A 20,829-nucleotide genomic window follows, 5' to 3' on the forward strand; every position below is an offset into this window, starting at 1 on the left:
CCCCGGACTTGTCCGGGGTTTTGCATTTCACGATTGCACTTATAACGAGCTACTGTATAAAGCGCGTCATATAAACCGCGCCATAGAGCATGAGGATTGAGGTCGTGGAAGAGATCATCGAACAACTACGTGAACAAAATGAGCCAGTGCCAGTGCCCCTGGAACTGCCAGACGAAGACCAATTGGTGGAAATCGAAGAACAACTGTTCATCGATATCCCGTTCGTATTCAGAGAGTTTTTGCTGACTGTCAGTGACGTGGTGTATGGCAGCCTGGAGCCGGTCACCGTAACCGATCCTCAGTCCCACACCTATCTGCCTGATGTAGCCGCGACCGCTTGGGATGCCGGTGTAGATCGCAGCCTGATCCCGATTTGTCAGGACGGTGACGACTACTACTGCGTTGAGGAAGACGGCACCGTGGTGCTGTGGTCCGGCGAAGAAGAACTGGTTACCGAAGAGACGTGGGAATCCGTCTGGCACTGGGCGCGGGACGTCTGGCTGGAAAGCTGATAGCTGTCCGCCCCGGGTTATTTTGCAGGAGCAGGCTTGCTCGCGAAGGCATCCGCACTGAATTCAGTGCGTCGCCAGCACCGCGAGGCAAGCTCGCTCCTGCAGAGACCGACTGTCTAGTGCCCCCCCTCCTTGTGATTATCCAGAGTTTCCAGCAGCGCCACCTGCATGCGCGTATGAATCCGGATAAACCAGCGCCACAATACTGCTGCAACCCCCGCCGCCACTACCGCAATCACCATCAGCAATTCATTGGTCGGCAAGATGCTCGCCGACAGTGCTGACAGCAGCAGAAAAATCACCAGCAACGATAAAATCGGGATCACTTCAGAGATCACCCGACGCAGGCGCTGGGTGTGCCGCCCGGCCATTTCAGGCTTGACGCCCATCTCCGCCAGCAACATCGACAGCGCTTTAAGCTTGCGATAGGCCGCGATCAAAAACGGCAGCGAGAGCAATAAGGCCGCCCCCCAGATCATGCCTTTTTGCCAGCTTGGCTCCAGGATCCAGCCCTGTAGATAGCGCCCGATTCGCGGAGCGAAATATCCGCCAGCAAAGAAAATGGCAATGACCAAAGCCAGATTCACCCCCACCTGAAGCAGTATTTTCCGGATCATGGCCGCCAGTAACGCACCCTCTCCCTGTGGCTGAATACTGCGCAGCCATTCGCCATACAGCCCAAAAACCCGGGACAGGCGATTCGGCATGACCTGCGCCAGCTTGTGCGAGAGCGGATCTGCGGCGCGAATCAGGTAAGGCGTCATCAGGGTAGTGAGCACCGACACAGCGACCGCTACGGGGTACAAGAAGCTGCTGGTGACCTGCAATGTCATCCCCAGCGCCGCGATGATGAAAGAGAATTCCCCAATCTGCGACAGCCCCATCCCGACCCGCAATGACGTCCGTCCGTCGTTACCTGCGATAAACGCGCCCAAGCCGCAAGAAAGCATCTTGCCCAGTACCACCGCGATGGTAATCACCACGATCGGCAGTGCGTATTCCAAAAGAATCGCCGGGTCGAGCATCAGCCCTATGGCGACGAAAAAGATGGCGCTGAACAAATCACGCACGGGTTCGATCAAGCGCTCGATTTTTAGCAACTGACGAGATTCGGCCATGATCGCGCCGATCAGGAAGGCCCCGAGTACCATGCTGTATTCCAGCTTGACCACCAGCAGGCAGAAGCCAAAACACAGCCCGAGCACAGTGATCAGCAACATCTCATTACTTTCAAACCTGGCGACATAGGCCAGCACTCGCGGCACCAACAAAATCCCGATGACCAGGGCCACGATCATAAACAACGACAGTTTGCCTACGGTCGAAAACACCTCTTCGGGGCTGACGCTGCCGCTGACCGCAATACTGGAAAGCAGCGCGATAATCCCGATACCTAAAATATCCTCAACGATCAGTACGCCAAAAATAAGCTGCGCGAAGCGCTCATTTTTCATCTTCAGGTCGTTAAGCGCCTTAACGATGATGGTGGTCGAGGAAATGGCCAGAATGGCCCCCAGAAACAGCGAGTCCATGGTGTTCCAGTCAAACCAGCGACCAATTTCGTAACCGATCCAGATCATCAGCGTTATTTCCATAAACGCTGCGATAAAAGCCGTTGCCCCCACCTTGAACAGTTTGCGCAGGCTAAATTCCAGCCCCAGGCAAAACATCAAAAAAATCACGCCCAGTTCGGCAAGGATCCGGATCGTCTCTTCGTCGTGGATCAAACCAAATGGCGGGGTGTGCGGCCCGATAATAAAACCTGCAACGATGTATCCCAGAACTACGGGCTGCTTGAAGCGGTGGAAAAGGATGGTCACCACGCCTGCAACCAGCATGATGACTGCCAAATCCTGAATAAAACTGATGGCATGCATGGCTTGACGCTCCTTGTTTAATTATCACCAGGCAACAAGACGACAGACGCAGCTACTTAAGCTGTGCAAATCACCGTTTTAAATGTAGGAATTTCCCGATTGACGGGTTTTTGCAGGTTAACACTGCGACTTCGAGCTGAAAGGCAGTGCAATATATGGAAACAGATGGACATAAGCGTGACGGCAGCCAAAACCGTAGCGTCCCGTTATTTACTGTTTCAAAAATCGACAAGTATCCACAGAGATACCCATTTCACTGCTGCAACACTACCGCGAGCCTGCTTCTATGGAACCCGGAAACGCCCAACTGTCGATGACGGTCCTGATGACCCCGGATATGGCCAACTTTTCTGGCAATGTTCACGGCGGAACCCTGCTCAAGTACCTCGATGAAGTCGCTTACGCGTGCGCCAGCCGCTATGCGGGTCGTTATGTAGTCACCCTGTCGGTGGATCAGGTGATTTTTCGCGAGCCGATCCACGTCGGCGAGTTGGTCACCTTCCTCGCATCGGTCAACTACACCGGCAACACCTCGATGGAAGTCGGGATCAAGGTGGTCACCGAAAATATCCGTGAACGCTCAGTGCGCCATACCAACAGCTGTTTCTTCACCATGGTAGCCGTGGACGACGACCGCAAACCCGCGGCCGTACCGCCTTTGCAACCGGTGAACAGCGAAGACAGGCGCCGTTTTATCCAGGGCAAGCAACGTCGCCAGATCCGTCAGGAGCTGGAACAGCGCTACAGAGAGTTGAAACACGAAGGGGTATAACGCGCTACAGAACGCTGTGGGGGCTGGCTTGCCAGCTCCCACAAATTATCTGTGATGTGCCTACAGATTGATCGGCACAGCTTCAAACCGCACGCGCGGATGGGCTATGCGGTCTTGGGCCCTGACCAGTTGCAGCTCATAGCTGGTGCACGCCTGGGTTTCGAGCAACACCTCATGCACTGCCGCTGCCGTGAACTCGAACGCAGCCACCAGGCTGTCGCCCAGCAGCACTCGCGCCAGGAACAATCCGGACGTCAGGTCGCCAACCCCCACAGGCTGACGCGGGAAGGCCAGCAACGGGCGGCGCAAGTGCCAGTTACCCTCAGCGGTCACCAGCAGCATCTCGAAGCTCTCTGCCGGCTTGCCGGGATATGACAAGTGCTTGACCAGCACGGCCTTCGGGCCGCGTGCCAGCAAACTGCGCGCCATCGCCAGACAGTCGAGCAGTGATTGCGGATGACGACCGCAGAAGCTGTCGAGCTCCAACTGGTTCGGACATAAAAAATCCGCCATCGCGGCAGCTTCTTCGAGCAGGAAGCTACTGACTTCCTCGGGCACGATGCAGCCCTTTTCAGGGTGCCCCATTACCGGGTCGCAGAGGTACAGCGCATTCGGGTTAACCGCTTTAATGCGCGCCACACCACTGAGGATCGCCCTCCCTTGCGCGGCACTGCCCAGATAGCCGGACAGGACCGCATCGCAATTGCCCAACTCACCGATTGCGGCAATACCCTCGACCAGTGCAGGAATTTGTTCAGGAGCCAGCACTTCCCCCGTCCACTGACCATACTGGGTGTGATTGGAGAACTGCACCGTGTTCAAAGGCCATACGTTCACCCCGACGCGCTGCATGGGAAATACAGCAGCGCTGTTGCCGGCATGGCCGAAAACCACGTGGGATTGGATGGCGAGTAAATGAGGTGTACGTTTCATGCCGGATTCCAGACTACGGGTGGATTCAAGCCACGCAGTATGCGGCTAAATGCAGCCTGTACGACAGGCTGAAGACGCAGTTAAGCTGAACCTAATCTGTTGGAGCGCACTTAATGCTGACCCTTGGAAATATGTTTGTGCTGATGCTGCTGGCAACTGGCGCTGCCTGGCTGTGGCACAACCACGGCCTGCGCGAACGGGCGCTGGAGCGGGTCAAACAACACTGCAAAAACCTTGATATCGATTTACTGGATGAGAACGTCGCGCTTAAAAAAATCGGTCTGGTAGCCGATGCCAACGGCCGCAAGCGCCTGGCGCGCGTGTATAACTTTGAATTCACGGTAACCGGCGAGCAACGCCACACCGGGACCATCACGCAATTCGGTGCCCATAGCGCAAAAATCGAACTGCCGCCCTACCCGTTCAAAACTGAACCTGAACCGAGCGAGATCCCCAGCGCCCAGGTGATTGAACTCAGCCAATGGCGCCAGGACCACAGCAAGACCCGTCACTGACCCCGGATGGCTGACGAAGCGCCCGCAAGAGCTGCCGAAAACTGCTCCTGCCGTTAGCCAATACCTTCAAGACATCGCAGGCAAAATACCTGTGGATAACTTTTCAAAAAACAGCCCTGAACCCCCGAAATAGACGCTTGATCCGGATTTTAGCCGGGAATAATTCATGCTCGCGCCGCAGATTGTAGGACAACTTTACCAGCACAAAATGTGCCCGAAACGCCCTGTTTTCGACCCAAACAGGCAACCATGCCTGGGCAAAAGACTACTCGATGCAGTTTTTCAGCCCGAACAGCAATGAATTCACGTCCTGTGGCTGATCGAAAATCAGTTCAATGCGTGAATCCTTGCGCCACTCACTTGGTTTCCAGTCTGCAACACAGTTATCCACAGAATTTGTTGAAAACCAGCCCGTAGAGCCATGGATAACCAGTTTGGCGCGACGCCAATCCAGACTTTCCAGCCACTGCTGCAACCGCCCCAGATCAAATTGCCGGGACGGATGCCAGCACCACCCCGCACTCCACCCTTCAGGGTCAAGCCGGGTCATTACAACCGGGGTATCGGGACTGGAAAACACCCTGCCAACTTGATTAATATCCTTATAAATCAACGAGTTATCCACAGCATGAATAACATTCATATTGGCTGCAGGCAGCGTATTTAAAGGGATTCGGCCATGTTCGGTCCATACAATCGGGCACTTTGGCAGGTCATATGCAATTCGCTCACGTTGCTCGTTTTGCACACTATTAGATTTATTCATGACCACTAAACCGGCGATTTCCAGGGCCGTTTTCTGGGTTTGAGGCAGGGGTTTTCCCTGGGCCAGTGCTTGTGCATCCAGCACCATGACACAGGGCTGCAACGCCAAAACCCCCAGCCACGGAGCCTCGCTGAGTTGCTTGATGATTTGGGCCGGATGCCCCAGACCGGAAGGCTCAATAAACAATCGATCGGGACGAGCCTTGCGTAAAAGACGGCTCAAACCGATCTGAAACGGCGCGCCATTGACGCAACACACGCAGCCACCCGCCACTTCGGCAATGGCGACAGCACCGTCCTGCTGGCTCATTAAAGCCGCGTCCAGGCCAATTTGACCGAACTCATTGACCAGTACAGCCCAGCGTTCGTGTTCAGGCTTTTGCGTCATCAGGTGCTGGAGCAGACTGGTTTTGCCGGCCCCCAGGGGACCGGCAATCAGGTGGGTGGGAATGTTGTGCAACATTTTTGCCGGCTTCTGTATTGATCGAAGTAAACAATATGCCTCAGGCCAGCCAATCGAGGGTCAAAATCAGCCGCCGCTCTCCCGGAGCCAATGCCGGCGAACGATGGATCAGGCCAGCCCCCTCATTGCCCTGCCATTTTTCGCCCTTGAGCAATGCCACCTCGCCGGTATTTATTTGCTCAATTAACCAACAGTCCAGTGGTTCGGTCTGGGGTTGTCCTAGCTGACAGCGCTCCATCACGCCCTCCTTCAACCACTGGCTGCCTATCCCCGCGTAAGTGGTAATAAGTCGTACAGGCACGTGATCCACATGAAATCTTGGGCACATCGCTTTATCCAGAGCCCTCAGACGCAGCCCAATGCGTTTTGCGCCCAACAAACAGGCATAGGCACTGACGAGCCAGGAAATGTCGGCAATAAAGCTCTCATAGCCCTCCAGATCGTTAAACCTTGAAGCAAGGCCGCTGAGGTTCGGCCGGGCCTTTTCATCGGCCATTTCAAGCACCAATGCGTCCGCCAGAGGCTCATCCAGCGAAAGTAACAAAGCTGAAAAATCGGTGATCTGGACCGGCAACTGACGCTGCCAAATGGTCATATTGACGTCATCCTGAAGAATTTTCGCCATCACATCCGGGCTTGTTCCCCGCACGTCACCGACCGCCGGGCGGGCAATTTGAGCGAGCGTTTGCATCATCCGGCCACCTCTTCGTGCCATTGCCCAAACGGATCGTTCAGCTGCTTCCACACCTCTACCCCCAAGCTCATTTCTGCATCCGAGAGCAAACAGGCATCGAGTTCCGCCGTCAGCAGCAAAAAGTCTATGTGCTGACCGATAAACACCAGCTCCTGACGGCAGTCTGCGGTGTCCGGCAACCACTTTTGCAGGATTTCAGCCCTGGTTTGTGCATCTTCTGGCCATTGATCGCGGGGCACGAAACGCCACCAGCGTCCGGCGAATCCATAGCGCATCAGGCCCCCGGCCTGGGACCAACTGCCTGCTTCCTGGTACTTGCTGGCCAGCCAGAAAAAGCCCTTTGAACGCAGCAGTTTGCCGTTGGTCCAGGGCCGATCAATAAAATTAAAAAAACGCTCGGGGTGAAACGGCCGGCGCGCGCGATAAGCCGTGGAAGCGATGCCGTATTCCGCAGTTTCCGGCACATGCGCGCCGCGTAACTCTTGTAACCAGCCCGGTGCCTGGGCTGCCCGCTCGAAGTCAAAACGGCCGGTATTGAGGATTTTTTTCAGAGGGACTTCCCCCATCACCATCGGAATTATTTCGGCCTGGGCATTCAGGCGCTCAAGAATGGCGATTAATTCCAGGCGGTCGGCGCTACTGATGAGATCACTTTTGCTGATCAAGATAACGTCTGCGAACTCAATTTGTTCTATTAGCAGATCGGTTATTGAGCGTTCATCGTCTTCACCCAGGGTCTCTCCACGGGATGCCAGGCTCTCCGAGTCCTGGTAATCCTGCAAAAAATTCAGGCCATCGACCACAGTGACCATGGTGTCCAAGCGAGCGATATCGGCCAGGCTTTGGCCTGAATCGTCGCGAAAAGTGAAAGTTTCTGCCACCGGCAGGGGTTCCGAAATACCGGTTGATTCGATCAATAAATAATCAAACCGCCCCTCTTTGGCTAACTTGCTGACTTCTTCAAGAAGGTCTTCACGCAGGGTGCAACAGATGCAGCCATTGCTCATTTCGACCAGTTTTTCTTCGGCCCGATTGAGGCTCACATCGCGCTGAACCTCACCACCATCAATATTGATTTCGCTCATGTCATTGACGATGACGGCCACGCGCAAGTTGTCGCGATTGCGCAAAATGTAATTGAGTAGGGTACTTTTTCCTGCTCCGAGAAATCCGGACAGCACAGTCACCGGCAAACGTTTTGACATGGGAGTTCCTCACCAGGGTTAGCAGGTCAAAGCGCCCGCTTTAAGGCCGACCGTTTCCGATCGTCGATAATGATACATTATAACAATACAAAGCATTAGAATTGTTATCTTGTAACGTTTCGCCATTCACTCGATGGAAGCCCTAATGAACGCCCTGACCCTTCCGGACATCGCCTCGCAAAACGCCCGACAATCTCTACCCCTCGAATGGGTCGGCATGTGCGGGATCGCATTGCCCGTGCTGATTAACGCTCAGCGACACACCGCAACAGCCGATGCAGGCGTTAGCCTGGATGATGGAGAAGCTCGCGGGATCCACATGTCGCGCCTTTATCTCGCGCTAGAAGTTCTAGAGTCGCAGGAGCTGAACCCTCTACTTTTGAAAATAATTTTGCAGCGATTTCTCGACAGTCACGATGATTTATCGATCTGTGCCTACCTGAGAATTCACACCCAATTGCTGCTAAAGCGGCCGGCACTGGTCAGCCCTTTAAGCGGCTGGAAGAGTTACCCGGTGAGCATCGATGCATCTCTGAAAAACGGAATGTTCCACGTGGAACTAAAAATTGAGGTGACCTATTCATCCACCTGCCCGTGCTCGGCGGCATTGGCCCGGCAGTTAATTCAGCAACAATTCGTCAGTGACTTTGCCAACCAGCCGCTGCATCACGCCGATGTATTAACCTGGCTTGGCAGTTCACAAGGCATAGTCGCAACACCCCATAGCCAAAGAAGCACCGCTTGCCTGCAGCTCAACCTGAGCTCCGAGCTACAGTCTTTGCCGATCGAAATGATCATTGATGAGGCAGAACGAGCGCTGGGGACTGCGGTACAAACTGCGGTGAGGCGCGCAGATGAACAAGCCTTCGCTCTGGCCAATGGGCAGAATTTAATGTTTTGTGAAGATGCCGCGCGGCGCTTGAATGTGGCACTGAAGACAGCTCCCGGGGTGAAAGGCTTCATGCTGAAAGTGGTTCACGCCGAAAGTCTGCACAGCCATGATGCCGTCGCTGAAAGCCGCTGGAACTGGAGAGTCTGATGATCCGCAAAAATCCGTCCGGCGATTTACCGCAAATTGCAGAGTCCGCATACGTCGACAGAACCGCCATCATCTGCGGCAAGGTGGTGATTGGCGAGAACGTATTCGTCGGGCCATATGCCGTTATCCGCGCCGACGAAGTAGACAAGGACGGCGGTATGCAGCCCATCAGCATTGGCGCCAATTCCAATATTCAGGATGGCGTAGTCATACATTCAAAGTCCGGGGCGGCAGTGACCATTGGTGAATACACTTCGATTGCCCACCGCTCCATCGTCCACGGGCCATGCCGTGTTGGCGACCGGGTGTTCATCGGTTTCAACAGTGTGCTGTTCAATTGCGAGCTGGGGGATGGTTGCGTGGTCCGGCATAACTCGGTCGTCGATGGCCGCGACCTGCCGGATAATTTTTATGTGCCGTCAACGACACGTATCGGACCCAACACTGACCTGAGCCAGTTTTCTCCCGTCAGTGTCAGTGCCTCGGAGTTTTCAGAGGATGTAGCGCGCACCAACGTAGATCTGGTGCGCGGCTATAAAGCGCTGCAAAACGAATTTTAATCAGCCCGTGGTTTGACTGTTCCACAGTTCTGTCCGAGCCAGACCGCGCGGGTATCCATGCTGCCTTTTTGCTGGATGCCCGTCGCGTTGAAGGTGCCATTGACCTGGGTAGTGAATTCACGATCGCTGACGAAAGTTGCTATCCCGGCACCCTGGGCTTTTGGGCAACTAAAGCGGAACTTCCATTTATTTCCACTACGCTCAGTGATCTGCTGATTACATCCTGACTTGGGATCGGTCAGTGGAATCTCATCCGATTTAACTTGATCGGGCGTGAGACAAACCCGAACCCCCTTGCCTCCCATGGTCAGTCCCTGATTCTCCAATTGGGCTTTTTGTTCCGGGGTCAGCATGTTCTGTAATTGGCCTAGCATTACCTGCAAGTCAGGCAGTTGCTGACCATCTACCTGCATGTTGCTGGAGGTAAGTTCCCACAGACCCGGTTGCAGCATCTGGGCCTGTGCAGCTACGGGGATCGACAAACCACAGGCCATAAATAACCCAAGCAGACGAACATTCATCAAGAAACTCCTACGGAATTGTCCGCATTAGACGTCAAAAACTGAAGGGCGTTGCACGCGCAACTAAATAGGGACATTCATAACAGAACATGGTCTGTTAGTAGTTACAACGTCGGACATTGAGGAGCAAGGATACGCATGGATTATCTAGGCCCACACGTTTTCGGATACCTGATTTTATTAATCCACAGCCTGGGCTTGATTGCCGCAGTGCATGCCGTACTGACTGTGAGAACGGCGCAGGGCTCGATTGCCTGGGCCATGTCATTATTCTTCATCCCCTACTTCACACTTATTCCCTATCTGATATTTGGCCGCAGTACGTTCGACGATTACATTCGCGCCCGACGCGAAGCCAATCAGGAAATGCGTGAAGCCATCACCGATCTCAACTGGCGCCCCTGGGTTGAGGAAGCACTGGCAGCCCGCAGCTCCAAAGCTTATACCTCGTTGCGGGCCATGCCCAAGTTGGGCCGCATGCCCTGCCTGGCGAACAACAGCGTGCGTTTGCTGATAAATGGCACCGCCACGTTCGAGGCGATTTTCAAGGCCATACGCGAGGCGAAACAGGTCGTACTGGTTCAGTTTTTTATTGTCCATGACGACGACATCGGCATGAAGTTGCACGCTCTGCTGTTGGAAAAGGCTGCCCAAGGGGTTGCGGTCTATTTGCTCTACGACAGCATTGGTAGCCACTCCTTGCCCAAAAGTTACGGCGAAAGCCTGCGTGCTGGCGGTGTACAAACCTATGCCTTCGCTACGCGTGGCGGATGGATCAGCCGCTTCCAGGTGAACTTCCGCAACCATCGCAAAGTGGTGGTGGTGGATGGTGTGACGGGGTTCGTTGGCGGGCATAACGTCGGCGACGAATACCTGGGGGCCAAACCGCCGTTATCGCCGTGGCGCGATACCCATGTCGAAGTCAGCGGTCCGGTGGTGGCCTGCCTGCAGGAATCATTTGCCGAAGACTGGTTCTGGGCCGCACGCAAATTACCGCCCCTGATCCTGCCGCAGAGTTATCCGGACGGTGGGGTGCTCTGCCAGTTCCTGGCCAGCGGCCCGGCAGATCCTTACGAAACCTGCTCGCTGTTTTTTGTCGAAGCCATTCACGCAGCCAACCACCGGGTGTGGATAACCACGCCCTACTTCGTACCTGATGAAGCGGTGTTCTCGGCATTGCGCCTCGCAGTCCTACGCGGGGTCGATGTCCGCATCCTGATACCGTCACGTCCCGATCACAAAATTGTCTACGCGGCTTCCAGTCTGTATGCCTTTGAAGCAGTGCGCGCAGGCGTGCGGATCTTCCGTTACCAGCCCGGCTTTGTGCATCAAAAAGTGGTGTTGGTAGACAACGAAATCAGCGCCATCGGCAGTGCCAATATGGACAACCGTTCGTTCCGCCTCAATTTTGAAGTCATGCTGCTCACCGTCGACCAAGGGTTCGCCAGCCAGGTGGAGAACATGTTGCTCGATGACTTCGCCCTGGCCCGGGAGATCACCGAAGCCGACATCAAGGCCACCCACCGTCTCCAGCAACTGGCCATGCGCGTTGCCCGGCTGGTTTCCCCCGTCCTATAAAAAAGGCCGTGTCGCTTTGCGCGGCACGGCCTTTTCGCCCGGCGAAAACTCTTAGCGATAAATATCCGCACGGGTAGGTGGCAATTCCAGCGAGCCATCCGCACGGGGTTTGGTCGCCAGTATCTGGTCTATGTTGATCCAGCCATGGGCAAAGGCGTAGGCACAGCCCGCAAGATACAGGCGCCAGATACGCAAGATTTGCTCAGGAACCATTTTTGCTGCTACTTCAAGATTGCTCTCCAGGCGCTGACTCCAATGCTCCAGCGTGCGCGCGTAATGCAGGCGCAGGCTTTCAACATCGACCACTTCCAGCCCGGCCTCACTGATCTCGGCAGTCATCATTGACAGGTGCGGCAGCTCGCCATTGGGAAATACATAGCGCTCGATAAAATCCCCGGCTCCACGGCCGACAGGTCGTCCATCCGTGTGTTTGGCGGTAATCCCGTGGTTCATCACCAGGCCACCTTCACGTACGGCTTTGGACAGAATCTCGCAATACTCTCGCAGGTTGGCATGCCCTACGTGTTCAAACATCCCGACACTGACAATTTTGTCGAACCGGCCATCCTGTGGCAGATCCCGATAATCCAGCAGTTGCAGGTCGACTTTATCTTGCAGGCCTTCGGCGTTGACCCGTTCTCGTGCCAGCTTCAATTGCTCTTTGCTCAGGGTAATGCCAAACACCTTGACCCCGAACTCACGGGCGGCAAATCGCGCCAGGCCACCCCAACCACAGCCAACATCGAGCAAGTATTCGCCAGGCTTTAGCCGCAACTTGCGACACAGCAGCCGGAACTTGGCTTGCTGTGCTTCGTCCAGGCTCTCTTCACCGGTTTCGAAATAGCCACAGGAATAGGCCATGTCACGGTCAAGCCACAGCTGGTAGAAGTCGTTGGATAGATCGTAGTGATAGGAAATGGATGCAGCGTCTGTGGCTTTGTCGTGGTGAACACGAGATGGCGCCGTGTCTTCTTCCTCGATAAGCGCCTGACTCAATTCATCACACACCCGTATGACTTCACTGATGGACCCCTCCAGTTCGAGTCGTCCTTCAACAAATGCACTCCCCAAAAGATCAAGGCTCGGGTGAGTAAACTCAGCCACCAGAGCCGGATCCTTGACCACAATCGTAACGCTGGGCGTCAGGCCAAAACTGAACTCGTGACCGTCCCAAAGCCTTAGGCGTAATGGAAGCTGAAGTTTCTGTAAGGCCGGTGGAAGTTGCGCGAGCATCTGTAATCCTCCTACATTTCAGACGTAAGATTACAGGGTAGTTGATTAACAGAAACTTTCAGCCCCATGGGCCAGAAGGTTGAAGCTAGAGCGTGCGACGGTTTAGAAACCCCAAGCTCAACCAATCCTTGAACCAGGTCACGGCCTGCAGTGCCGCCCCTTCTTCATGGGTGACTTCGAGTGCTGAGCACAGTTGGGCAAAAGACCACCCGCGGTTCATGCCTTGCAAAGCACTGGCCTCTTCAACGCCGAGGCTGCGATATTGACAGACCTGCCCGGAGCGCCAGATCAGACACACTTCCATGGCTTCAATCCCCTCGCTGGGCACAAAAGATTCACCGGCTTTGTACGCCTGCCAGAGCATCAACGTGTTGAACCGGCACTCTACCCACTGCGCACTCGGGACCAGCTCAACCTGTAAGTCGGGCCAGGCACTCGCGGGCAAAGCAGTCATCTCTTCACAGGTTAGAGGCTGCCGGGAGGGTGCATCGAAGGCCAGGGTGAAGGCCCATTCCAGAGTCGCCATTTCAACCAGAGGTGCTGCCTGTTGTTGATCCAGATACCCCGATAAAAACCCGGCGAAACCTGCACCGAACCAACGCAGGCTGAAATGCGCAGAAGGACACTGTCGGATGTAAGCAACCGCCCATTGCTCGAACTCCGCGTCGCCAACCCAATACACCAGCGCCGGATAGTCGCCCCGCAGGGCTTCAAGCAATCGCCCGCGATAAGCATTGTGATAAATCGCCAGCCCGCCGGATACGTCCAGCGTAGGGCCCCCCTGCAAGCTGGTCACCCATGACGAAGGCGCCTCTACGGCATCACTCAGCAGGTAATTTTCAAACGCCAGTTGCCATTCATTCAGGCGCATAGCGATTTTCGCTCTACAACCTGTTGCCCCAATTGGCGAGCCTTGATCAGCTCGGCCATCAAGGTTTCAAAGGGCGGGTAATGGTCATCGCGCTCAATTAAAGTCGCAACCGGGCCCAGGCGCTCCAGGGTTTTTTGATACAGCGCCCAGACCGGGTCGCTTATGGGCTGATCATGGGTATCGATCACGTAGTCGCCATAATCACTGTGGCCGGCCAGATGCAACTGGCGGATTTTTTCAGCGGGCAAGCTGCTGATAAATTCCCAGGGATCAAAGCCATGGTTGCGCGCGCTGACATACACGTTGTTTACGTCCAGCAATAACTCGCAGCCGCTGAGTTGAGTCAGAGCGTCAAGAAATGCCCACTCGGTAAATTCATCAGCACTCGAACGCACGTAACTGGAGACATTTTCCAGGATCAACGGCCGGCCCAAAAAATCCTGAACCTGGCGTACTCGCCCGGCGATGTAATGCAGACTTTCTTCGGTATAGGGCAAAGGCAGCAAGTCATGGAGCTGATGCGCATTGCCCCGGCTCCAGCACAAATGATCTGAAATCCAGACCGGCTGCACCCGTTCGGCGAGCTTTTTGAGCTGGCGTAAATACTCGAAGTCCAGCCCATGGGGGCCGCCGATCGATAGCGATACACCGTGCATGACCACAGGGTATTGCTCGGCAATCGCCTCGAGATAAAACAGCGCTTTGCCACCCTCGACCATATAGTTTTCGGAAATTATTTCGAACCAGTCCACCGCCGGCGACTGTTCAAGTATCGGTTGATAGTACTCACTGCGTAATCCGAGGCCGTAGCCCGGGCGGGGAAGGTTTTTTTGCATCACGGCATTCTCGCTGAAGTACCCGCAGCAACTATCAGTACTGCCGCGGGCACATGGCTGTTGGATTATTTTCCGACCGTGCCACCTGCTTCCATACACGCTGATTGAGTCATGGCCTTGAAGCCCTGGCCTTTGCAGGCACCCTGCCCCTTGCAGGCATTGTCGGCGGTTTTACAATCGTTCATGCCTTTGCACGAGGTCACACCATAGCAATGCACTTGCGCATCGGCGGCTGACACTTGAGTGGCGACACCGGCAAACAGGGAGGCGGCGGCAAGAGCAAGAGCGGCACCCGCCGCTGCGGATTTGATAGTCATTTTTGTATCCTCGATGAGCGTCATGGTACGTCGGGCAAACACAATGTCAGCTGCGACGTACCACTAGAGATCCACCGGGCAAACTTGTTACAGCGGCCACTCGAAATATTTCAACGCTCATCGACCAATGCCTGCAAAGGCTCGTGGAACCTCAACAATCGCCCTGCATTGCCCAATACCAACAATGTACTGAGGTTATGCAACAGCGCGGCAATCATTGCCCCCGCCACGCCCAGCCAACCAAACGCGGCAGCGGCGACGATGGCCAGGGTCCAGCCCAGACCTATGACCACATTGACCTGCAGGGTGTGCCGGCATGCACGGCTCAACCGCACGCACGTGCCCAGGCGCCGTAAATCACTGCCAATCAGCACAATGTCGGATGAGGCCAGAGCGATGTCGGAGCCGCCCGCGCCCATGGCCACACCCACCACACCAGCCTTGAGTGCCAGTGAATCGTTGATGCCATCGCCCACCACCATCGGACGAAAGCCCCGCTCGATTTCGCTCAACACCCGGGTCAATTTATTTTCAGGCAAAGCCTGGGCCTGAACCTCGCTGATGCCCACCACCCGGGCCAAATGCTCTGCGACACTCTGACGGTCACCGGTCAGCAACACCTGGCGCCCGAGCCCCAGCTCACGCAACTCGCTCAAGGCTTGCCGGGCCTCAGGCTTGACGCTGTCGGCGAGCAACAACCAGCCCAGAAATTCCCCGCCCAGGGATAGGCCGGCAATGGGTCCGTCGTGCCCGGGTACCGGGGTAGTGACGATGCCCAATTGCTTGAACAACTCGGGGCGCCCCAACGCCGCCTCACCCTGCCCGGTACTGGCGACAACGCCCAACCCCTGGCGCTCACGAACCTCGGTTAGCGCCAGCATCTGCTCGTGACTCACCAACCCGGCCAGCGCCCGGCTTACCGGATGACTGCTGGCCGCGCCCAAACTGGCGGCAAGTTGCAGCAGAGGCTGGTGCCCGGTCAGATCAGATTCAATGGCTTGCAGGCGCAAGGTGCCGTACGTCAGGGTGCCGGTCTTATCCACCACCAGCGACGTAAGGTCGGCCAGCTCTTCAAGAAACGCCGAGCTGCGGATCAATATCCCGTGGCGCGCCGCCACCGCAATCCCGGCAATGGCCGTCGCCGGTGCCGACAACACCAAAGCGCAGGGACACGCCGCGACCAGCACGGCGAGCATCGCTTGTGCATCGTTGGTGATAAACCATGTGACCGCCGCGATCATCAACACCAACACCATGTAGCCGCCGGCATACCGCTCCAGCAACCGGGTGATGGGCGGTTTCGAGCGCTCGGCGTTTTGCATCAGGGCGATCACTTTGCCCAGGGTCGACTCATCGCCGGTTCGCGTGACCTCTACCCGTAACAATCCATCAAGGTTGATCGCCCCGCCAAAGATCGGCATCCCCGCGCTCACTTCCAGGGGTACTGACTCACCGGTAATCGAAGCGGTGTCCAGACTGGCCTGGCCCGACAGCACCACGCCATCGGCCGGGACCCGGTCACCGGCGCGCACTTCAACCTGATCGCCGCGCTTCAGACTGGCGTTGTCGACTTCCTGCAAACTGCCGTCTGCTTGAAATAAACGCGCCTGGCTGCGGGTTAATTTGCCCAGGGCGTGAATCGCTTCCTGGGAGCCGATGACACTGCGCTCTTCGAGTACGTGGCCAAAAATCATGATGATCGGCAGCAATGCCGCAGTCAGCAAATCGCCGGTGGCCCATGCACCGAGCATCGCCAGTGCAATCAGCTGATCGGTGATCCCGTGCAGGCTCGGATAGCGCAGGCTGTACCACGCCGAACGCATGACCGGCACCGCGACCAGCAGCGATGCAAATCCCAGCAGCAACTGACTGGTACCGACTTGCAGTGGCATGAACCAGCGCCAGACCAGGCCCAGGCCCAACAGACCCAGCGCCAGCATGGCCAGAGTGAGCTGGCGGGCGGCGCTGCGTTGTTCAGCGCTGGTCAGCATACCGACGGCGGGCTGTGTGGCAGAGGTACTCATTGTCCGGCTCCCTGAATAATCAGACGGGAATCATCTTTCGGGTCAACGCTGGTGACAGAACCCGCCTGCCCCAGAATGTTCGGCAAGCGCTCGCGGTACAGACGTAACAGCAAACCCGGATCACTCCCGGCCTGTTGCACCTTGGCCAGACTGGCAATGGCCGACGTGTCGGCCTGCGCCTTGGCCAAGCGCTCACTGGCTTGAGCCCGGGCTTGCTCGACGGTGCGGTCGGCTTGCTGGGTCGCGGTCTGGGAAAGTTTGGCGGCATCGTTGCGGGCATTGGCCACGGCCTTTTGCGCTTGTTGGCTGGCCGTCAGTACCGCGTTGAACGCATTCACCGCGGGGCCCGGCAAACTCGATTGCACATCAACCCGTACCACTTCCAGTCCCAGCCCCTGCCCGGTGGCACTCAATGCCGCGAGTTGCTGGTTGACGCCCTGGACCAAATCGCCACGCAAGCGCTCGCGTCTTTCTGCGGCCTGGCTGTCACTGCCGATCAGTTCAGGGCGCGCCACCAGAATAGTGTCCAGGTCCCGCGCCGCCGTAAGGGCTACCGCGCTGCGGGTCACCAATCGGTCCAGCGCCGGCAAAACGTGTTCGCCCTGCAGCACAAACCCATAGGGTTGGGTGACGTTGTAAAACACCCGCACATCCAGTTGCACCACCCCTGCGTCGCCGGTCAATAAATACCCGGAGCCAGCCAGGGCATCATTGATCGGTGTGGCAAACGAGGCCACGCGATCGGCCTGCAGCGCCACATCCGAGCGCAACAGGTTTTCGATGCGGCGCTCGCTCACCCGATCTGCCGCAGGCACGATGACCACTTGTTCGAAAGGCCTTGGCCAGGCCAGCAGCAGCCCGGCATTTTGAATCCGGTCCAGTGCACCCATGCGTAACACCACCGCACGATTTTGCGGATCGATCTGGCGTACGTTGGAAACGCCCCAGGCGATGGCTGCAAACACAGTGACCGCGTACAGCCCCAGAAAAGCCAGGCGCCCGGCCTGCTGCCACGGGCTGCTGCGCCCCGGAATCTCATCAGGTGTCCGGCTCATGGCGTCGATCCAGCCTTGGGGTCCAGGTTCGGCGGGCCATCCACCAGCACCCGGAAGGGAGCGGCGTCGGTGCGCAAAATAATTTTTGTGCCCGGATTAACCATGGTTCCCAAGGTATCGAGCGAACGCAGCAAGTTGTACAGCTGCGGCGAGCTGGCATAAGCCCGGCCATAAATCTGCGCTGCTTCCACCCGCGACTGGGCCTCGATAGCGGCTGCTTTAACACTGGCATCCGCTTGCAGAATCCGCGCATCACGCTCGGCGGCGGAACGGATTTGCGCCGCTTCACGCTTGCCTGCCGCGGTACGTTCTGTGGCGATGGTTTCGCGCTCGGCGCGCATCCGGTCAACCGTGGCGGTGAGCGTGACCGAGGGCAGTGTCAACCGCTCGACACCTACCTGGAGCACACGAACCCCATAGGTACAGAGCAATTGCTGTTCGATCTGCTGGCGCAACTGCGCTTCAAAATCGGCGATTTTGACTTGGCTGGCATCCGTATTCACCAGGCTTGAGAGATCAAAACTGGCGGCGGTGGTTTCCAGCGCCGAGCCCACAAACGTACGGATTTGCCGGGCCGCTTCGTCTGGCTGATTCTGCACTGCACGCATAAAACGCTGCACGTTTTCGGTATCGGGCTGTACCTGCCAGGCCACATAGGCCTGAACGATAATCCGCAGACCATCCCGGGTGCCAACGTCCTGCAAGCCGCTGGAGGTAGTGCGCAGACGTAAATCCACCGGCACGCTGATTTCAAACGGAGTCGGCCAGCGCCAGCCTAGCCCGGGTTCGAGCAGCACCCGCGCCGGGTTGCCAAAGCGGGTTATTACCGTCGCTTCGCCGGATCGCACTTGCACCAGACTTGCCGCGGCTACGGCAAACAGCACCAGCAATGTCGCCCAACCCATGCGCCGCCACGGAAACGGGCCCGGTTCATGGCCCGCGCCATGATGATGGCCATGATGTGAACAGCCATGGTGATGGCCGCTGTGATCGTGTTGCTCAGGTGAATGTGACTGAGTCAAAAGAGGGCTCCTTACTGAACAGCTTTACGCGGCGCGACAGGATCGGCCGGCAGCGTGAAAGAACGCAGATCGAGGGTCGGCGCGCTGCTGCCCCCAAGGCGATGGTCGAGGATCAGCAATTTTGCGTTGTTCAGGCCCGTGCTCAACTGGCCCAGGTACTGCTCCAGGACAAAGGCGTGTCCGGCGCGGGCATAGGCTTTTTGTTCAGCATCAAAACGCAGGTCGGCAGTCTGTGCCGTGGCATTCACTTCATGGGCGCTGGCATGGGCCTGATCCAGAGCGGCGCTGGCAAGCATTTGCGCAACGTTGCTTTGCTCACTGGCCGCCCCGCGTTCGCGGGCAATCAGGGCCTGCGCGCTGATTTGCGCGGCCTGTACCCCGTGATAAGCGTTGGCGGCACCGGCAGGCGGATGGATGGCCTCAACCACGGTGGCGAGAATTTCCACCCCGCTGTCGAGGGTATCCAGATCCTTTTGCACTGCACGCCCGATGTCGGCGGCCAGTGCGATGCGTTGCTCGCCAAGCACGCCGTCCAGGGTGCGCGAGGCAAAGTCATGCACCAGAATTCGGCTGGCAGTACTGCGGATCAAGGTCGGCACATCGTCGCTGTGATAGGTGGCGGCAATCGCCGCCTGGTCGCTCAAACCAATGCGGTACACGAAACGCACGTCCATGTTGACGATCTGAAAGCCCTGTTTATCGTGGTTGTCGCTGGCAATGACCTGGGACTTGTCATTGATATGGGTGGCATCCCACAACCGGTTGGCCGTGACCGGCGGCGCCCCGTCTGCGGGAGTCAGTACTGGCTCGCCAGCCGATTCGGTAGCGGTGGCCAGTTCATGCACGACGCCGTTTTCCACCGCCAGCACCCGGCCTAGCGGCCAGGGCAAACCGGCGTGCAGGCCCGGTGCCAATACGGCCACCGGCTTGCCGAAGCGCTCATAGATCCCACGCCCCTGCAGGGGGATTTCATTCACGCCACTCAGCACCCAGCCGACGACAACCACCAGGGCCAATACCGGTAAGAATGCTTTGCGCATGTAGGTGAACGCCCAGATCTGGCGCAGATCGATGCCAAACCGGTTGTGCAATTCATGCTGCAGGGCCAGCAATGGTTGCGGCGGCCAGCGCAGCATGCCGGCGATAAAACTTTGCGCAATCATGCGCGGCTCAAGCTTGTCACGCCGCGGACTGAACAATGCCGCCACTGCCCGCAACATCAGTTCAATCGCAACCGCCGCAGGCAACAGGCCGATCAATACCGCGAGTCGCGCCGGCCACAGGGCCTCGGCGCTGCTGAACAGCAAACACAGCGCACTGAGCAAAAAGGTGATGATCGGTACCCGCACCAGCGGCGCCAAAGACCGGGCCTCAGGCCATTGTGCGGGTTGTTGTTGTGCCAGGTAGCGTTCCAGCACCAACAGGGCAAATGCCAATAGCACCGCACAACCTGCCGCGATACTGCCCCAAGTACCCAGGGCAACACCCGGCAATCCAAGGTTCCAGGTGTGTTGCACACTCCACCATGCCAACCCGCCGAGGCCTGCCAGCCACAGCGCAGGCGCACCGATATTGACTATCAAGCGGTACGACTCGCGGCTCAGGCTCTGGCAAAAGCGCTCGTAGGCACTCAACTCTTCGTCGGGTTGAGCCTCAATGGCCTCGGGTGGTACGGGGTGTAATGCGCTATTGCGCCAACTGGCGACCCAGAACGCGGATTGCGCACCTGCCGCCAGAACCAGCAACGCCGCCGCATTGTTGTTGAGCAATACCGGCCATAAAGACTCTGACGAAAACAGGCTGATAAAAAAAGCCACTGCCCACGCCATCAATGCCAAAGCCGCCAGTACGACCCCTAATTGAAAAAGCTGACGAGCCTGAGCAGAGGCACTGTGAAAACGAGACAAAGACTCAAGACCGCCCTCCTCGGCATCTAAATCGACACGCATGGAAGCTCCATATTTTGAAATATCTAGTTACGATAAAACAAAATCAGTGAAACTTCTGTCGGCCGGAGGCGATCTTCATCTTTCTACA

Annotated in this window: 20 protein-coding genes; 6 read left to right on the plus strand and 14 right to left on the minus strand. The window is 56.9% G+C overall.

Going from position 1 to position 20,829, the window contains the following annotated elements; genetic code table 11:
* Positions 1–104 precede the first annotated feature (104 nt).
* Complete coding sequence (locus JQ845_RS16870; protein WP_003438083.1) at positions 105–512, plus strand: SMI1/KNR4 family protein; 408 nt, start codon at positions 105–107, stop codon at positions 510–512.
* A gap of 116 nt (positions 513–628) precedes the next feature.
* Here JQ845_RS16870 and JQ845_RS16875 read toward each other — a convergent pair whose 3' ends face one another.
* A complete protein-coding gene (locus JQ845_RS16875) occupies positions 629–2,389 on the minus strand; it encodes a cation:proton antiporter (RefSeq protein WP_003438081.1) in 1,761 nt (586 codons plus the stop codon).
* A gap of 286 nt (positions 2,390–2,675) precedes the next feature.
* Between JQ845_RS16875 and JQ845_RS16880 the strand changes: the two genes are divergently transcribed.
* Positions 2,676–3,161, plus strand: coding sequence for an acyl-CoA thioesterase (locus JQ845_RS16880; protein WP_003438079.1), 486 nt, complete (start codon positions 2,676–2,678; stop codon positions 3,159–3,161).
* Between the two features lie 60 nt (positions 3,162–3,221).
* On the opposite strand, the gene pdxY is transcribed toward JQ845_RS16880, so the two are convergent.
* Entirely contained in the window at positions 3,222–4,094 is an 873-nt protein-coding gene (gene pdxY, locus JQ845_RS16885) for a pyridoxal kinase PdxY (protein ID WP_003438078.1), read from the minus strand.
* A 113-nt stretch (positions 4,095–4,207) separates the two neighbouring features.
* Between pdxY and JQ845_RS16890 the strand changes: the two genes are divergently transcribed.
* Positions 4,208–4,609: a DUF3301 domain-containing protein gene (locus JQ845_RS16890; protein ID WP_003438076.1), complete on the plus strand. Its 402-nt coding sequence runs from the start codon at positions 4,208–4,210 to the stop codon at positions 4,607–4,609.
* A gap of 265 nt (positions 4,610–4,874) precedes the next feature.
* Here the strand turns inward: JQ845_RS16890 and JQ845_RS16895 are convergent, their stop codons facing one another.
* The 3 genes from JQ845_RS16895 to zigA are packed head-to-tail and all read right to left on the minus strand — an operon-like array spanning position 4,875 to position 7,736.
* A complete protein-coding gene (locus JQ845_RS16895; protein WP_203009281.1) occupies positions 4,875–5,837 on the minus strand; it encodes a CobW family GTP-binding protein in 963 nt (320 codons plus the stop codon).
* A 40-nt stretch (positions 5,838–5,877) separates the two neighbouring features.
* Entirely contained in the window at positions 5,878–6,531 is a 654-nt protein-coding gene (locus tag JQ845_RS16900; protein ID WP_127196933.1) for a DUF1826 domain-containing protein, read from the minus strand.
* Positions 6,528–7,736, minus strand: coding sequence for a zinc metallochaperone GTPase ZigA (gene zigA, locus JQ845_RS16905; protein ID WP_003438071.1), 1,209 nt, complete (start codon positions 7,734–7,736; stop codon positions 6,528–6,530). The genes JQ845_RS16900 and zigA overlap by 4 nt, the downstream gene beginning before the upstream one ends.
* A gap of 145 nt (positions 7,737–7,881) precedes the next feature.
* On the opposite strand from zigA, the gene folE2 reads away from it, so the two are divergent.
* Both folE2 and JQ845_RS16915 read left to right on the plus strand, forming a co-directional pair.
* Entirely contained in the window at positions 7,882–8,775 is an 894-nt protein-coding gene (gene folE2 / locus JQ845_RS16910; protein WP_203009282.1) for a GTP cyclohydrolase FolE2, read from the plus strand.
* Entirely contained in the window at positions 8,775–9,335 is a 561-nt protein-coding gene (locus JQ845_RS16915) for a gamma carbonic anhydrase family protein (RefSeq protein ID WP_003438067.1), read from the plus strand. Before folE2 ends, JQ845_RS16915 begins: the two co-directional genes overlap by 1 nt.
* Here the strand turns inward: JQ845_RS16915 and JQ845_RS16920 are convergent.
* Entirely contained in the window at positions 9,332–9,856 is a 525-nt protein-coding gene (locus JQ845_RS16920; protein WP_003438065.1) for a DUF3617 domain-containing protein, read from the minus strand. The genes JQ845_RS16915 and JQ845_RS16920 overlap by 4 nt on opposite strands.
* A gap of 138 nt (positions 9,857–9,994) precedes the next feature.
* Here JQ845_RS16920 and cls point away from each other — a divergent pair, with 138 nt between their 5' ends.
* Positions 9,995–11,434: a cardiolipin synthase gene (gene cls / locus JQ845_RS16925; RefSeq protein ID WP_003438063.1), complete on the plus strand. Its 1,440-nt coding sequence runs from the start codon at positions 9,995–9,997 to the stop codon at positions 11,432–11,434.
* 51 nt (positions 11,435–11,485) lie between these two features.
* Here the strand turns inward: cls and cfaB are convergent, their stop codons facing one another.
* The 8 genes from cfaB to hflK form a co-directional block, all read right to left on the minus strand.
* The gene (cfaB, locus tag JQ845_RS16930; RefSeq protein ID WP_003438061.1) at positions 11,486–12,667 is read right to left on the minus strand and encodes a C17 cyclopropane fatty acid synthase CfaB; all 1,182 of its coding nucleotides are present in this window, start codon (positions 12,665–12,667) and stop codon (positions 11,486–11,488) included.
* A gap of 85 nt (positions 12,668–12,752) precedes the next feature.
* Positions 12,753–13,538 carry an HvfC/BufC N-terminal domain-containing protein gene (locus tag JQ845_RS16935; RefSeq protein WP_203009283.1) on the minus strand — a complete coding sequence of 262 codons (786 nt, stop codon included), beginning with the start codon at positions 13,536–13,538 and terminating at the stop codon, positions 12,753–12,755.
* The gene (gene bufB, locus JQ845_RS16940) at positions 13,529–14,374 is read right to left on the minus strand and encodes an MNIO family bufferin maturase (RefSeq protein WP_203009284.1); all 846 of its coding nucleotides are present in this window, start codon (positions 14,372–14,374) and stop codon (positions 13,529–13,531) included. The genes JQ845_RS16935 and bufB overlap by 10 nt, the downstream gene beginning before the upstream one ends.
* A gap of 65 nt (positions 14,375–14,439) precedes the next feature.
* Complete coding sequence (gene bufA2, locus JQ845_RS16945; protein WP_003438056.1) at positions 14,440–14,691, minus strand: BufA2 family periplasmic bufferin-type metallophore; 252 nt, start codon at positions 14,689–14,691, stop codon at positions 14,440–14,442.
* Between the two features lie 110 nt (positions 14,692–14,801).
* Positions 14,802–16,715, minus strand: a complete 1,914-nt coding sequence (locus tag JQ845_RS16950) for a cation-translocating P-type ATPase (RefSeq protein ID WP_203009285.1) — start codon at positions 16,713–16,715, stop codon at positions 14,802–14,804.
* Complete coding sequence (locus JQ845_RS16955) at positions 16,712–17,770, minus strand: SPFH domain-containing protein (RefSeq protein ID WP_203009286.1); 1,059 nt, start codon at positions 17,768–17,770, stop codon at positions 16,712–16,714. The genes JQ845_RS16950 and JQ845_RS16955 overlap by 4 nt, the downstream gene beginning before the upstream one ends.
* Positions 17,767–18,792, minus strand: a complete 1,026-nt coding sequence (hflC, locus tag JQ845_RS16960) for a protease modulator HflC (protein WP_203009287.1) — start codon at positions 18,790–18,792, stop codon at positions 17,767–17,769. Before hflC ends, JQ845_RS16955 begins: the two co-directional genes overlap by 4 nt.
* Before the next feature lie 11 nt (positions 18,793–18,803).
* Positions 18,804–20,741 carry a protease modulator HflK gene (gene hflK, locus JQ845_RS16965; protein ID WP_203009288.1) on the minus strand — a complete coding sequence of 646 codons (1,938 nt, stop codon included), beginning with the start codon at positions 20,739–20,741 and terminating at the stop codon, positions 18,804–18,806.
* Positions 20,742–20,829 lie beyond the last annotated feature (88 nt).

It is taken from the genome of Pseudomonas paraversuta (genome assembly GCF_904063065.1).
GTDB classification, from domain to species: domain Bacteria; phylum Pseudomonadota; class Gammaproteobacteria; order Pseudomonadales; family Pseudomonadaceae; genus Aquipseudomonas; species Aquipseudomonas paraversuta.

Bases quoted from the DNA above. Each gene is read 5' to 3' on its own strand.
- cls (WP_003438063.1), top strand. From the start codon at position 9,995: ATGGATTATCTAGGCCCACACGTTTTCGGATACCTGATTTTATTAATC.
- cfaB (WP_003438061.1), bottom strand. From the start codon at position 12,667: ATGCTCGCGCAACTTCCACCGGCCTTACAGAAACTTCAGCTTCCATTA.
- JQ845_RS16895 (WP_203009281.1), bottom strand. From the start codon at position 5,837: ATGTTGCACAACATTCCCACCCACCTGATTGCCGGTCCCCTGGGGGCC.
- JQ845_RS16880 (WP_003438079.1), top strand. From the start codon at position 2,676: ATGGAACCCGGAAACGCCCAACTGTCGATGACGGTCCTGATGACCCCG.
- JQ845_RS16955 (WP_203009286.1), bottom strand. From the start codon at position 17,770: ATGAGCCGGACACCTGATGAGATTCCGGGGCGCAGCAGCCCGTGGCAG.
- JQ845_RS16900 (WP_127196933.1), bottom strand. From the start codon at position 6,531: ATGATGCAAACGCTCGCTCAAATTGCCCGCCCGGCGGTCGGTGACGTG.
- JQ845_RS16935 (WP_203009283.1), bottom strand. From the start codon at position 13,538: ATGCGCCTGAATGAATGGCAACTGGCGTTTGAAAATTACCTGCTGAGT.
- bufB (WP_203009284.1), bottom strand. From the start codon at position 14,374: ATGCAAAAAAACCTTCCCCGCCCGGGCTACGGCCTCGGATTACGCAGT.
- JQ845_RS16920 (WP_003438065.1), bottom strand. From the start codon at position 9,856: ATGAATGTTCGTCTGCTTGGGTTATTTATGGCCTGTGGTTTGTCGATC.
- bufA2 (WP_003438056.1), bottom strand. From the start codon at position 14,691: ATGACTATCAAATCCGCAGCGGCGGGTGCCGCTCTTGCTCTTGCCGCC.
- hflK (WP_203009288.1), bottom strand. From the start codon at position 20,741: ATGCGTGTCGATTTAGATGCCGAGGAGGGCGGTCTTGAGTCTTTGTCT.
- JQ845_RS16875 (WP_003438081.1), bottom strand. From the start codon at position 2,389: ATGCATGCCATCAGTTTTATTCAGGATTTGGCAGTCATCATGCTGGTT.
- JQ845_RS16915 (WP_003438067.1), top strand. From the start codon at position 8,775: ATGATCCGCAAAAATCCGTCCGGCGATTTACCGCAAATTGCAGAGTCC.
- JQ845_RS16890 (WP_003438076.1), top strand. From the start codon at position 4,208: ATGCTGACCCTTGGAAATATGTTTGTGCTGATGCTGCTGGCAACTGGC.
- JQ845_RS16950 (WP_203009285.1), bottom strand. From the start codon at position 16,715: ATGAGTACCTCTGCCACACAGCCCGCCGTCGGTATGCTGACCAGCGCT.
- pdxY (WP_003438078.1), bottom strand. From the start codon at position 4,094: ATGAAACGTACACCTCATTTACTCGCCATCCAATCCCACGTGGTTTTC.
- zigA (WP_003438071.1), bottom strand. From the start codon at position 7,736: ATGTCAAAACGTTTGCCGGTGACTGTGCTGTCCGGATTTCTCGGAGCA.
- folE2 (WP_203009282.1), top strand. From the start codon at position 7,882: ATGAACGCCCTGACCCTTCCGGACATCGCCTCGCAAAACGCCCGACAA.